Here is an 11514-nt window from a genome sequence, read left to right on the forward strand (position 1 = left end):
GTCAGGGCCGCGGCGGGCGAACTCCCCCGCGCCGCCCGGCGTTGGCCTGCGACATCCACAGGTCAGAGGGTCCCCCAACCATGTCCGTCCGTCACCTCGTCGCGTCCGGCTCGCTCCTGCTCGGCCTGTCGGGCGCCGCCCTGGCGCAGACCGCGCCGGTCGCCCCCGGGGCCTCCCCGTCGTCGGCTCCGGTCGTGGTCCCGCAATCCGGCTCGACCGGTGCGCCGAACGCCGCCACCATCTCCCCGAACGGCAACCCGGCCGACACGATCACCACGGATTCCGCGGCGGGCGGCAACGCGGGGCAGCCCTCGCGCGCCATTCCGCAGGGCGGCGGCAGCACCAAGTAGGACGCGCCCGCGCCCGGCGGGCCTTCCCGCCGGGCCGACGCTCACAGCTGCCGGATCCGCGGCGCGCTACGCTCCTCCAGCATCAGGGCCGTCAGCGCCCAGACCAGGGCGTCCAGCCTGTCCGGGGATGCCCCGCTTGACAGGCCGTCCGGCCCGAAATCGCACATTAAAGCAGTATCGCGTTTTCTTCCGTGTTTTCAGCGGGATACGCTTTTCAGCGCCCGCCTGAATTCACCGGAATGGAACCAGAACAAACTGCGGCGCTGTAAAGCGCGATATTCGCACTCAACTCTCCCGCCATTGCAGTTTCGAACGGTCGCGCTCGCCTAGAGCGGCGCGTCGGTCGTGCTTCCTGCACCGCCTTCTGGCGTCGAGGGCCTGACCCCGACCCAGGTCCGCGCGCAACTCGCGCGGATGGGGTGGACGGCTGCCCTTCCGATTGTTGCTCACGATGCTGCCCATACCGGAGCCGGCAAGGCGCCTGGGATCCGGGCGTGGCAGCAGCGTGCGCAATTCGAGGGGCCGGAGACAACTGCAGCTGACCTTGCCGATTGGCAAAGGAAGGAGCGGCAATGGCCAGGAACCGGCGTTGGCTGCGGCAACTGCATCGCCATCGACGCCGACTTCGCGACTGACCCCGAGTTGGCCGCGACCGTCGCCGCGCTCGCCGTGGAGGTTTTTGGCGAGACCCCATTCGTGCGGCAGGGACAGGCCCCGAAGGTCGCCCTGATCTATCGAGCGGCCGAGCCCATGCCGTCCGTCAGCCTGAAAACGGCGGACGGTTCGGGCGACGGCATCGACGTGCTGGCCGAGGCCCGGCAGTTCGTTGCCTACGGCGTTCACCGCAAGACCCTCAAGCCCTACGCCTGGATCGGGACGGAAAGCCCGCTCACCGCCGGACCGGATGAAGCCCCCGAGATCACTCAGGCGCAGGTTGACGACTTTCTGTCCCGCCTGCGCGCCATCGTGGAGTTGAACGGCACGGGCGGCCGAAAGGGTGCGGGCGGCGGCGGGGGCGGCCAGATTGTCCGCGACGAGGCCGGCAAGGTCATCGACGGGCGCGAGATCCATCTTACGCGCATCGTCTATTCGGTCGCGTTGGCGAAGAAGTCCGAGGGCGAGGAATTGACGGTCGCCGGCATCGCCGCTGCGGCCTGGGACAGGTTCGTCACCACCACCATCCTCAACGACCGATGGACGCCGGAGGCCGCGAGGGCGAAGGCCGCCGCCCTCCTCGACCGGGTGCGCCGTGGGTTCGTCAGCCTCGACCCCGCCCCCCTTGGCGAGACGGGCGAGACCATCGAGCCGACCTATCCCGACCGCCGGGTGTCCGTCGCGGAGGCCGAGGCCGCTACAGCCGCCATCGTGGCGAGCTTCTTCGGGGAGCATATACCGGCCTGGAAGCGTGACCTCGCGCAATGGAAGATCGAGGCCGAGGAAGCGAAGGAAGTCGGCCAGCCCGAGCCCGCCAAGCCCACGCCTGCGTCGTGGGGCGCCCGCGTCGAGACCGCTATCGGTAAGACCGCCCTCGCCATCAAGGGTGCGGCCGAGGCGGCAAATGCCGGCATTAGCATCGTCTACGCCGCCCCCATGCACTCCCTCTTGGCCGAGCTTGCCGCCCGGTTCGCGACCGAGGGCGTCGAGGCCCGCGTCTATCGCGGATATGCCAGCGACGACCCGGAAGCACCCGGCCTCAAAATGTGCCTGGACATCGACGCGATGCAGGACGCCCGCGACGCGGTGCGGCCGATCCCCTCGACCGTCTGCGAAAAGAAGATCGAGGGAGAAAAGCTGTTCTGCCGGTTCCACGACCGATGCGGGATGGAGCGCCAGCGGAAGGCCAATGCCCCGGTGTGGTTGGTGCCGCACGCCCTGCTCTTTCAGGCCCGCCCCGGCGCGATCCCTGCCCCCGACGCCCTCGTGATTGACGAGGGGATCGCCATGGGGGCGCTGCCCGATACCCCGGCGCGCATGTCCCTCGACGCGATCCAACGGGCGCCCGTCGAGCCGAACGAGAACGCGCCGATCTTCACGAACGCGGCCAACGACCTCGACGCCGCGCGGGCGGGGCTACTGCGGGCGCTGCGCGATCATCAAGACGACGGGCCGCTGCAACGCGCGATCTTCCTCGCGCACGGTGTTACGGCGACTATCGCGGCCGAGGCGCTGAAACTGGAATGGGGGCGCCTCAAAGACCCTGGCATCGCGCCCGGCATGGAGCCTAAGGCGCGCAAGGCGCTCGCGGCGGTAGTCAGCCAGCACAACCGGGACGCCAAGGCGCTCGCCGGCATCTGGCGCGAACTGCGCGCCTTCCTGGCGGGCGAGGCCGACGCCTCCGGCCGCCTGTACCTTCGGTACGACGAGGAGACCGAAGCGCGCATTCTGGAACGCCGATCCCTCGACACCATCCGCGCATCGTGGACCGCCCCCGCGCTGCTCATAGACGCCACGCTGCCCGAGGCCCGGCTTCTAGAGCCCGTGGTCGGGCACGGCATCGAAGTGAAAGCCGACATCACCGCCAGATGGAGCGACGCCGTGAAGGTCCGTCAGATCGTCGGCGCGCCCGTGACGGCGCGCAAGCTCGGCATCATCGACAACGACGAGGAGCCGGAGGGCGAGACCCCCGGCGCCCCCAAGCGGGTCATCACCGACCTGTTGCGCTTCATCCACCTGCGGGCCGCCCTCGTGTGGCCGCGCGTCGTGGTGGTGATCGCCCCCATGCGGCTGATCGCGGTCCTAACCGACCTCGGCCTGCCGGAGAACGTAGAGACAGCGCACTTCGGCGCGGTCGCCGGCATCGACCGTTGGGCCAGCGCGGCGGGGCTCATCTGCATCGGCCGCCTGCAACCCGGCCCCGGCATCACCGAGCCGCTGGCTGGCATCATCACCGGCACCGTTCCCGGCTCGATTGAGGCCAACGCCCAAGGCGGGCGCTGGTACACCCGCGAGGCCGGCGCGATCCGCCTCGCGGACGGGAAGGGCGCCGCCGTCGAGCGCATTCGCCACCCTGACGCCTTGGTCGAAGCTCTCCGCTGGCAGATCACGGAAGCCGGCCTCATCCAAGCTATCGGCCGCCTGCGCGCCCTGCGCCGTGACGCGGCCTCGCCCGCCTTCCTCGACATCATCAACGACGTGCCGCTGCCGATCAGCGTTGGCGAGGTGACGACCTGGGACGAGGTCAAGGTCAGCGCATGGGCAGGCATGGCTTCCGAAGGGGTGCTGCTCGCGAGCCCGGCCGACATCGAGGCTTGCTTCCCAGAGGAGGCGCCGACGCGGCAGGCGGCGCGAGAAATGACCCTTCCGACGTTGGTTGTAACGTCTTTAAGGAATATAACTATAGACGTTACAACCAACGTCAGACTGGCCTCTTACAAGCGCCTGGGCCGCTTCGCGCCAGCCCGCGCCATCCTTCTCCCGAACGCGCCCGCCGACCTGCAATCCTGGCTGTTCGACCGCCTCGGCTCGATTGAGTGGCTGAAGGTGGAGGAGCCAGAGGCCCACAAGGAAGCAGCCCCGCAGCTTGCGCCCGCCGCCGCACCGCCACGCTTGCCGCGCTGCGCCGATTACGACCCGGAATTGGCTGCCCGCTACCCCCTCGCAGCCGAGCGCGAGCCCGAGCCGTTCAAGCTCGCCCCCGTCAACCCCGAGATCGTCCGCTGGCGACCGCCCTCGCCTCCCCGGCGTCCGGTCCTGCGCGTCGTTGCGATGGAGGCCGCCGAGTGATCCCGTCCTGCAACCAGTTCGGGCCATGGACGCCCGGCCTCAAAGCCGCCGAGCGCGGCGCCCGCCTCCGCGCCATGCGAACGCTTGCCCGCGTCCAGTGTGGCCCGCGTGCCGCCGACCTCGTGCGCCTGCTCGCCCAGGCCGAGGCGGACCCCGCCGCCCTAGAGCCGGCGCTGGCCGCATTGAACCGCCTCGCCTCGCATGACCGCCGGCACGTCCTGGCGTCCTACGCCGCCCTTTCCCGTTCCGCAGCCTGAAGGAGACCGCATGTCCAACGTCTTCACGTTCCCCGGCAAAGCCACACCCGACACGGGACTGTCAGGGAATGCCATCGTCTCTCGGTGGGAAGAGGTCGCCTCCTATGGCGAGGTCGGGACCCTCCGCGTGGTTCTCGCCCGCCGCCTCGACGCTATGGCGGGCCGGATCCACGTCGTTGTGCTGGGGGCATCGTCATGAGTCGGCGTCGCGCCGGTCGCCAGCCTGCCAGACGACGCCAACGGTCGAGCGATGGCCGACTTCACCGGCCCGGCTGTCCTGCGCATCATCGAACACGCCGAGGTTGAGTTCGCGGCTGAGCCGGAGGCTTGCGCATGACCCCGCGCGAGCAAGCCGCCTTCGCCGCCGGCATCGAGACAGCCCGCCGGATGGCGATGGCCGCCGCCGTAACGCTCGAAGTCAGGGACGACGCGGGTGAGGTCCGCCACCGCGCCGCCGTCGCTGCCCTTCAAGGGCTCGCGGAAGGTCTGCGGATCCTGGCCACCCCCACTGCTTTGCCCAATGTTCTCAGCGAGTCATAGACAGGGCCTATATGATGATGACGAAGCGATAGTTTGCGGCGAAAACCATGAGCAAGCCGAAGAACCTCAAGCCCTTTGCCCCCGGCACGACCGGCAACCCCGGCGGGCGCCCGCGCATCCCCGACGACGTGAAGGCGCTCGCCCGCTCCTACACCCGCGAGGCGATCACCACCGCCGCCGAGATCATGCGCAACCCCGACGAGACCGGCACGGCGCGCATGTCGGCGGTGAACACCATCCTCGACCGGGGTTGGGGCAAGGCGCCCCAGCACATCACCACCGAGAACCTGGGGAACCTGTCCGATGCCGACCTTCGAGCCGAACTCGCCGCCGCAGCCGCAGAGCTTCGACGTAGCTGCCTCGATGCAGAGGGTGAAGGCTCTGAGGCAGGAGGCGGAACGGCGCCGACAGCGCACTGAGGTCCGCGAGTCCTTCGTTGCCTGGGCGGTCGCGGCCGGCTATCAGCCTGCGGCCCACCACGAACTGCTCATCGCGGAGTTGGAGGCGCTTGAGAGCGACCCCAACATGGACGTGCTGCTCGTCTTCATGCCGCCCGGCAGCGCGAAGAGCACCTACGTCAACAACCTGTTCCCGGCGTGGTTCGTGGCCCGCAATCCCGACCGGAACGTGCTGACCGCCTCGCACAGCAGTGAGTTGGCGGAGCGATGGGGGCGGAAGACCCGCAACCTGATCGTCAGCCATAGCCAGGACCTCGGCGTCACCCTTTCGGAGGACAGCGCCGCAGCCTACCGGTGGGCGACGACTGAGGGGGGCGAGTATCTCGCCGTTGGCGTCGGCGTCGGCATCGCCGGTTTCCGTGCTGACCTGGGCATCATCGATGACCCCTTCGGGAGCCGCGAGGACGCCGAAAGCCGCCGGATCCGGGATCGGGTGTGGGACTGGTACTCGGACGACTTCTCGACCCGCCTCAAGCCTGGATCGAAGCGGGTCATCATGCACACCCGCTGGCACGACGACGACTTGGCCGGGCGCATCATCCGCCAACTCGACGCGATCAAGCGCCGCTATCGCATCCTGTCCCTGCCGGCGCAGGCCGTCCTAAGCGACCCGCTCGGCCGTCCGCCGGGCGAATTCCTCTGGGATGACGACGGCTACGGCTACGGCGCGCAGCTTCGCCAGCGCAAAGAGGAATGCGACACCCGCACTTGGGCGAGCCTCTACCAACAGAACCCCGTGCCGGATGGCGGCGCATTCTTTGAGAAGGCATGGATCAAGCCGCTCACCAGCCCGCCCCCGAGGGAAGGCATGTCGGTCTATGGGGCGTCCGACTACGCCGTGACCCGCGACGGGGGCGACTACACCGTGCACATCGTCGGGGGCCTCGACCCTGACGGCAACATGCACGTCCTCGACCTGTGGCGGAAGCAAGCCGACAGCGCCGAGTGGATCGGTGCCTTTTGCGACCTCGTGAAGAAGTGGCGCCCCATGTCCTGGGCCGAGGAAAACGGGCAGATCCGCGCTTCGCTCGGCCCGATGATCGAGGCCGAGGCCCGGCGCACCCACGCCTACGTTCACCGCCGGCAATTCCCGACCCGTGGCGACAAGGCGGTGCGCGCTCAATCCATCCGCGCCCGCATGTCCATGCGCGGCCTGTTCGTCCCGGCGGATGCCCCATGGCGGCAGGACTTCGAGGCCGAGCTATTGCGCTTCCCGGCGGGCGTTCACGATGACATCGTGGACAGCCTGGGCCTCATCGGACAGCTTCTAGACGTGATCCGCCCCGGCCGGGCGCCTGCGCCGGAGCCCAAGCCCGCGAGCGGCATGGCAGGCTATCGCTCGACCAGAAGCGGAGGCGGTGCGTCGTGGCGGACGGTGTAAGCCGCGCGACATATCGCCGGCCTGCGCGAGCTTCGGGACTGTCAGGGCGAGGGGTGAGGCTGCGATTGTCAGAAATCGCGTCCACTAACCCTCGACGGCTATCCGAGCGTGCGCCATCCTGAAAGTCATGCGCGGTCTTTTACTTCTGGCGCTCGTCGCCTTTCCGTCCCTCGTAGCGGCACAACCGAACGAGCCAGATATCCCCTATTTCGACGTGGATGCAGCCTGTGCGCGGGACAACAACGCTCAAGGGCGGCGCATCTGTGTCGAGCTTGAACAGAGTGCCTACAATCGCCTTAAGCGGGTTTGGCCTACGGCATCTGTCAGCGCGCGCAATAAGGCACTCGTGAACTCAGCCAGCGCGCTTAAGTCAAAGTCTTACTACGAAGTGCTTGCCATGCTGCTCGACACGGCGCTGCGCGTGGAAGAATTGCAGCGACCGCCGCCACCCGCTCCAACCTTCCAGCGGTAGACGCATTCTACAACGCTTCGAGGCCAAGAAGCACATTGCCGGGCTTAGGGCGGTCAAGGAGTGCCGAAGCCGGGGATAGGGTGTGTGTTTTGCCGAAGCAAAGTCACTGAGTCCGAGTTTCGCAATGCCCTCCAATTGTTCCAGATGGCCCTTTATTATACATCAGCTCTGTCGAAATTGAAATAATATTATCAAAAGTTGTGTATCTATGCGACTGCTTGCCAAGCAGAACAAACGAACTGAATACTACAGGAAATTTAGCCTTTCTTCCATCCGTGCTTTTACGCTCAGCCGGTACCGCGTAAGAGGTTCCGGCTAATATGTATTCCGCGTTATTCTCAATAATGTTAAATACGTAATTATTATTCCTATTGATCAACAAATCGTCTGCAACCTGGTATTCGACCGAAAATGTTTTGCTGCTTATTGTCTGCGTGCAGATCCAAACTTCAGCGGCTGACGCCGGTATGTAGCTCAACCCAAGAGCTACCATAGCAAGGGAAGTGCATTTGCTGGCAACGCTTAAGACCTTGAGAAAAGGCATCACAGAAATCCGCTCCCGCTGTGCCCTTTGAAGGCGTTCGCCCTGCGAATGTACCCGACGACGGTTCGAGGATCCCGGTGGCCTGACTGATCCATGATCCTGGCGAGATCCGCGCCCCGCTCCGCTGCGGTGGTGATGTAGCCGGCCCGCAGGGAGTGAGCCCCGAACGTCGAGGCATCGAGACCGGCGGCAGCGCAGTATCGCTTGATGATGTCCGCGACGGCTTGGGTGGTGAGGCGGGGAGGTTTTTCGGAAATCACCGAATAAACCCGCACCCGCCCCGACCGCGAGATCGGACGGAACACCGGCCCATCAGTGATGCCCGCCGCGTCGAGCCATTCACGCACCAAGGCGACCGGCCGGATGAAGCGGCCGTGCGGAATAGCCTTCTCGATCCCCCGGCCCTCCTGGTCGGTCTTGGACCGCCGCACCGTGACCCGGAGCCCTTCGGGGTCGTCGCGCAGGTCCGCCACGTCGAGGGAGACAAGCTCGGAGCGGCGGAAGGCCCCCGCGAAGCCGAGCGCGAGCAAGGCCCGGTCCCGCTTGCCTGTCAGCGTGTCGGGCGTCCGCATGAGGAGCGCGGCCAGCACGTCAGCCGTCGCGGCGGCCTTCCGCGTCGGCGCTACGCCCACCCGGCGCCGAATACCCTTCATGGTAGCGCGGACTTCCTCATCGTCGGTAGGGTCGAGCGCCTTCACCAGCTTGTGCGCGTAGCGGATCGCAGCCAGCCGCCGGCCGATGGTGGACGCCGACCGCCCGGCCTCAGCCTCATGGACGAGGAAGCCCGCGACGGCCTCTGCGCTCGCTGGCAGGGACCGGAACCCGTACTGCCGGCACCACGCCTCGAACACCTTGGCGTCGCCCGTGTAGGCCCGCACCGTCGCGTCCGCCTTGCTGGCGCGCTGATAGGCTTGGACGATGGCAGCGACCTCGACCGGCAAAGTCTCCCCATGCGGAAGACTTTCGACGGTAAGGGTGTGCGCAACATACACACCCTCGGCCGGGAGGATTTCAGGGACCTTCTGCATCGCACCCCCTCCCCGCGCCGAGCGCGTCCGCGATCATGCCGCCTAGAACCTCGTCCGCCCAATCGTTTGGACGGCGCATGTAATGGCTCGGCCTGCGGATCATGCCGCACGCGAACTGCCCATCGGCCCATTCGAGGGCGAGGCATGGCCCCTCGGCCGGATGATCAGGGATGAACTTGCGGGCGACTCCGCACGGTTCCTCCGCGCAGCACCAGCCGCACCCGTTGCAGGGCGAGCCTGTCGCCGGCTTCACTGGGAGGCGGGCGCCAGCGGTTCCATCAATCAGCGGGATCGCCTGCGCGCTCGCAGGGTGCGATGGCTCAGACATCGTGGCCGCCATTAGCTTCGGGATATTTCGCGGCCAGCCGCTGATTTTCGCTCGCGTGCAATTCGGCCCGTAGGCGCTCGACCTCTGCCAAATCGCCCGCCTTCTGCGCCTTGTTCATCTCGACGTGAAACCACCACGCCCCGCCGGGCTGCATCTGGTCCCATTGGTTCCGGCTGCGCCACGGATCACCGAATTGCGGCGGCTCCATTAGCTTCAATAGTTGATCCATTGGCACGGAGGCATTCACGAGGCCCCGCCGCATGTGACCGAGCGCGTAGGAGCGGACGTTCAGCAGATTGAAGTAAATTACTGCGCCGCCAGGACGCTCGCTTGTGCGCCCCGTCCACCAAAGCCGCCGAACTACCTTGTCGGCCGCCCGCAGGATGGCGACGCGGCGGCGCTTCTCGACGCGGTTCAGGCCGGGATAGGCAAGGGCCCCCAACTCAGCGACTGAGAATGCGTCTTCGGGCGACCCCGTGAAGGCCGCCTCTATCGCCTGCTCAACCCGCCCCGGCCCCCGGCTCATCGCCCGCCCCTAAGTGTTTCCATTATGCCGGCCTTTCGCGATGGCAACACTTAGCGCGATATAGCACCGGCTTCACTTCCTCACCGCGCTTGCGATCCTGCCCGCGCGATACTTTCGAGAATGACCATTATCGAAAGTTATACCGCAGCTCAGTTGCGCAGTCACCTAGTCGCATCATCACGCGGTCACATAACCACGCGATTGCGCACCTCCGCGCTTGCCGTGTCCACGCTGCCACGGATCGGCGGCAACGAGGCGTTCACGCGATTGCGTGCTTGTGCAGCCGCACAGCTATGTGAGTACGTGATGGTATGCGCATTCTCACTCTCGCCAGCCAAAAGGGCGGCAGCGGCAAATCCACCCTCGCCGGCTCGCTGGCCGTCGCAGCCCGACAGTCTGGTGAGCGCGTCGTCGTCGTGGATCTCGACCCGCAAGGCTCGCTCGCGGAATGGGGGCGCCAAAGCGAGGCGCGAGACATCGTGTTTCGCGAGGTGGAGCCGGGCGCCCTGGTGCGATGGGTAGCCGAGACCCGGAAGGTTGCCGCCGTGTCGTTGGTTGTGATCGACACCGCCGGCACATTCGGCCCCGAGGTGGATACCGTCTTGAAGCAATCCGACTTCATCCTGGTCCCCGTTCGCCCGTCCGCGCTGGACCTGCGCACCGCTCGGCCGACCGTGGAGAGGATCGAGGCTCTAAAGCGTCGGTTCGGCTTCGTGCTCAACGCGACGAACCCCGTCACGCAGGGCCGCACCGCCGACGCCCTCGCCGCGCTAGAAGCCGGTGGCCTCGTCGCCCCGCCCATCGCGGATCGAACCGACTTCCGCGACGCGGCTGCATCCGGCCTTGGTGTTACGGAGGTGAACCCAACCGGTAAGGCGGCGGCCGAGATCATCGCCCTTTGGCAATGGACGCAAGCCCAGATGGAGAACCCCGCTTGAGCAAGCCGCCGCGCCGCACCCTCTCGGGCGAGGGCATCTTCGGCAAGCCACGTGATCACATAGCTACGCAATCACCTGATAGCGCAGCCGTGCAGTTGCGTGACGACGAGATCCCCGGAGGCAAGGGACAGGGGCGAGCGGCGCGAGGCACCCGCGAGGGCGACGCCCACCGGAGCCTGTATGCCAAGCCAGAGACCTTTGACCTGATCCGCCGGATTGCGTTCGAGACCAACACGACCGCCCAGGCGCTTTACCGCGAAGGGCTGTTGCTGATGTTGCAGCACCGCGGCCACGCCGCCGGGAAGGACGCCGACGACATATAATTGCGCAATCACATAGTCACATAGCTATATGCTTGGGTGAACACATGAAGAAGGTAAAGGCTGCGCTACTCTGGTTGGCGGCAATCGCTAGTGCCATTGCTGCCCTCCTATGGTGGTACGCTTCCACGCGGACAGCATTTCATAAAGACCTAGAGCCTGGCGACTATGGTTATACGGAGGGGAACGACAAGAACAATCGCATGAGAGACGACGACGGCAATCGGATTGGCGATCCTATTGGCACAGCCGAAGTACAGTCGGATTGGAACCGACGCGCGGCCATAGCGGCAGCGATTGCTGCGGGCGCGCAAGCCATTGCTCTCACCATCCCTGATTGAGGGCGGGGTGCGCCGCTATCGCCCCTTGCCGCCCTTCGCGAAATCCCAGACCGGCACCCCCCATACCTGGCCGGGCTTATTCCGGTAGGCGGACCCACTCTCGAACACGATCCGACTGGCCTCGACCGCCATCGGCCTGTTCCCGCTGATAAGCAGCGCGCCGCAGTAATCCACGCGCAGCGTCCCATGCTCAGGGTGAACGGCGAATAGCTCGGGGGCGGTCCACCCTAGCCGGTGCGCCTCGGCGCCGAGCCGGTCGCAGAACTCAATTCCGGCCTCACGGATCGCGGCCCATTTCGCCGGCAGCA

15 protein-coding genes are annotated in these 11514 nt (G+C 66.5%); 11 read left to right on the forward strand and 4 right to left on the reverse strand.

The window, feature by feature from the left end; translation table 11 throughout:
- The first annotated feature begins 80 nt into the window (after positions 1-80).
- The 8 genes from MKK53_RS01655 to MKK53_RS01690 all read left to right on the forward strand — a co-directional run bounded on the left by MKK53_RS01655 (position 81) and on the right by MKK53_RS01690 (position 7181).
- Positions 81-350, forward strand: coding sequence for a hypothetical protein (locus MKK53_RS01655; protein ID WP_243926239.1), 270 nt, complete (start codon positions 81-83; stop codon positions 348-350).
- A gap of 345 nt (positions 351-695) precedes the next feature.
- Entirely contained in the window at positions 696-4073 is a 3378-nt protein-coding gene (locus tag MKK53_RS01660; RefSeq protein WP_243926242.1) for a bifunctional DNA primase/polymerase, read from the forward strand.
- Positions 4070-4330, forward strand: coding sequence for a hypothetical protein (locus tag MKK53_RS01665; protein WP_243926244.1), 261 nt, complete (start codon positions 4070-4072; stop codon positions 4328-4330). Before MKK53_RS01660 ends, MKK53_RS01665 begins: the two co-directional genes overlap by 4 nt.
- A 10-nt stretch (positions 4331-4340) precedes the next feature.
- The gene (locus MKK53_RS01670) at positions 4341-4529 is read left to right on the forward strand and encodes a hypothetical protein (protein WP_243926246.1); all 189 of its coding nucleotides are present in this window, start codon (positions 4341-4343) and stop codon (positions 4527-4529) included.
- Between the two features lie 134 nt (positions 4530-4663).
- The gene (locus MKK53_RS01675) at positions 4664-4870 is read left to right on the forward strand and encodes a hypothetical protein (protein WP_243926248.1); all 207 of its coding nucleotides are present in this window, start codon (positions 4664-4666) and stop codon (positions 4868-4870) included.
- A gap of 47 nt (positions 4871-4917) precedes the next feature.
- On the forward strand, positions 4918-5289 hold the full coding sequence (locus MKK53_RS01680) for a hypothetical protein (protein WP_243926250.1): 372 nt from the start codon (positions 4918-4920) through the stop codon (positions 5287-5289).
- Positions 5174-6709 (forward strand): phage terminase large subunit, encoded by a 1536-nt coding sequence (gene terL, locus MKK53_RS01685; protein WP_243926252.1) that lies wholly within the window; start codon positions 5174-5176, stop codon positions 6707-6709. Before MKK53_RS01680 ends, terL begins: the two co-directional genes overlap by 116 nt.
- Before the next feature lie 127 nt (positions 6710-6836).
- Entirely contained in the window at positions 6837-7181 is a 345-nt protein-coding gene (locus tag MKK53_RS01690; protein ID WP_243926254.1) for a hypothetical protein, read from the forward strand.
- 103 nt (positions 7182-7284) lie between these two features.
- On the opposite strand, the gene MKK53_RS01695 is transcribed toward MKK53_RS01690, so the two are convergent.
- The 3 genes from MKK53_RS01695 to MKK53_RS01705 all read right to left on the reverse strand — a co-directional run bounded on the left by MKK53_RS01695 (position 7285) and on the right by MKK53_RS01705 (position 9607).
- Positions 7285-7725, reverse strand: a complete 441-nt coding sequence (locus MKK53_RS01695; protein ID WP_243926256.1) for a hypothetical protein — start codon at positions 7723-7725, stop codon at positions 7285-7287.
- Positions 7725-8753, reverse strand: a complete 1029-nt coding sequence (locus MKK53_RS01700; protein ID WP_243926259.1) for a site-specific integrase — start codon at positions 8751-8753, stop codon at positions 7725-7727. Before MKK53_RS01700 ends, MKK53_RS01695 begins: the two co-directional genes overlap by 1 nt.
- 320 nt (positions 8754-9073) lie before the next feature.
- Positions 9074-9607, reverse strand: a complete 534-nt coding sequence (locus MKK53_RS01705) for a hypothetical protein (RefSeq protein ID WP_243926261.1) — start codon at positions 9605-9607, stop codon at positions 9074-9076.
- Between the two features lie 311 nt (positions 9608-9918).
- Here MKK53_RS01705 and MKK53_RS01710 point away from each other — a divergent pair, with 311 nt between their 5' ends.
- From MKK53_RS01710 to MKK53_RS01720, 3 genes are read left to right on the forward strand one after another with little or no spacing between them, the layout of a single operon-like run.
- Positions 9919-10545, forward strand: coding sequence for a ParA family protein (locus MKK53_RS01710; RefSeq protein WP_243926263.1), 627 nt, complete (start codon positions 9919-9921; stop codon positions 10543-10545).
- Positions 10542-10868 carry a hypothetical protein gene (locus tag MKK53_RS01715; protein ID WP_243926264.1) on the forward strand — a complete coding sequence of 109 codons (327 nt, stop codon included), beginning with the start codon at positions 10542-10544 and terminating at the stop codon, positions 10866-10868. The genes MKK53_RS01710 and MKK53_RS01715 overlap by 4 nt, the downstream gene beginning before the upstream one ends.
- A gap of 44 nt (positions 10869-10912) precedes the next feature.
- A complete protein-coding gene (locus MKK53_RS01720) occupies positions 10913-11206 on the forward strand; it encodes a hypothetical protein (RefSeq protein ID WP_243926266.1) in 294 nt (97 codons plus the stop codon).
- A 15-nt stretch (positions 11207-11221) separates the two neighbouring features.
- Here the strand turns inward: MKK53_RS01720 and MKK53_RS01725 are convergent.
- Positions 11222-11514 (reverse strand): hypothetical protein (locus MKK53_RS01725; protein WP_243926268.1); only part of this gene is annotated, 293 nt, incomplete at its 5' end.

Source organism: Methylobacterium sp. J-076 (assembly GCF_022829405.1).
Lineage (GTDB): Bacteria > Pseudomonadota > Alphaproteobacteria > Rhizobiales > Beijerinckiaceae > Methylobacterium.

Excerpts from the sequence above, each read along its gene's own strand:
- terL (WP_243926252.1), top strand. The coding sequence starts at position 5,174 with ATGCCGACCTTCGAGCCGAACTCGCCGCCGCAGCCGCAGAGCTTCGAC.
- MKK53_RS01675 (WP_243926248.1), top strand. The coding sequence starts at position 4,664 with ATGACCCCGCGCGAGCAAGCCGCCTTCGCCGCCGGCATCGAGACAGCC.
- MKK53_RS01695 (WP_243926256.1), bottom strand. The coding sequence starts at position 7,725 with ATGCCTTTTCTCAAGGTCTTAAGCGTTGCCAGCAAATGCACTTCCCTT.
- MKK53_RS01720 (WP_243926266.1), top strand. The coding sequence starts at position 10,913 with ATGAAGAAGGTAAAGGCTGCGCTACTCTGGTTGGCGGCAATCGCTAGT.
- MKK53_RS01700 (WP_243926259.1), bottom strand. The coding sequence starts at position 8,753 with ATGCAGAAGGTCCCTGAAATCCTCCCGGCCGAGGGTGTGTATGTTGCG.
- MKK53_RS01655 (WP_243926239.1), top strand. The coding sequence starts at position 81 with ATGTCCGTCCGTCACCTCGTCGCGTCCGGCTCGCTCCTGCTCGGCCTG.
- MKK53_RS01690 (WP_243926254.1), top strand. The coding sequence starts at position 6,837 with ATGCGCGGTCTTTTACTTCTGGCGCTCGTCGCCTTTCCGTCCCTCGTA.
- MKK53_RS01680 (WP_243926250.1), top strand. The coding sequence starts at position 4,918 with ATGAGCAAGCCGAAGAACCTCAAGCCCTTTGCCCCCGGCACGACCGGC.
- MKK53_RS01670 (WP_243926246.1), top strand. The coding sequence starts at position 4,341 with ATGTCCAACGTCTTCACGTTCCCCGGCAAAGCCACACCCGACACGGGA.
- MKK53_RS01710 (WP_243926263.1), top strand. The coding sequence starts at position 9,919 with ATGCGCATTCTCACTCTCGCCAGCCAAAAGGGCGGCAGCGGCAAATCC.
- MKK53_RS01705 (WP_243926261.1), bottom strand. The coding sequence starts at position 9,607 with ATGAGCCGGGGGCCGGGGCGGGTTGAGCAGGCGATAGAGGCGGCCTTC.